The sequence below is a fragment of the Burkholderia cepacia genome (assembly GCF_001039005.1).
GTDB lineage: Bacteria > Pseudomonadota > Gammaproteobacteria > Burkholderiales > Burkholderiaceae > Burkholderia > Burkholderia theae.
On sequence record NZ_LDWR01000154.1, the window covers coordinates 1 to 351 of the forward strand.

1 protein-coding gene is annotated in these 351 nt (G+C 59.0%); it reads right to left on the reverse strand.

Going from position 1 to position 351, the window contains the following annotated elements:
- Window positions 1-351, reverse strand: a 351-nt coding sequence (locus VL15_RS42975; protein ID WP_048252191.1) for a hypothetical protein, incomplete at both ends; no start/stop codon positions are given.

A 351-nucleotide genomic window follows, 5' to 3' on the forward strand; every position in this document is an offset into this window, starting at 1 on the left:
CGACCTCGACGGGCATCAGCTCACTGTCCACTGGCCTCAGTTCGACGGACAGCACGGTGTCGTCGCTGTCGACTTCCACGTCGACCGGTCTGAGTTCGACCAATAGCACGGTGTCGTCGTTGTCGACATCGACGTCGACCGGTTTGTCGTCGGCGAACAGCTCGATCTCTTCGCTGTCTACTTCGACTTCGACGGGGATCAGCTCGCTGTCGACCGGCCTGAGTTCGACTAATAGCACGGTGTCGTCGCTGTCGACATCGACGTCGACCGGACTGTCGTCGGCTAACAGTTCGATCTCTTCATTGTCCACGTCGACTTCGACGGGTATTAGCTCGCTGTCGACCGGCTTGA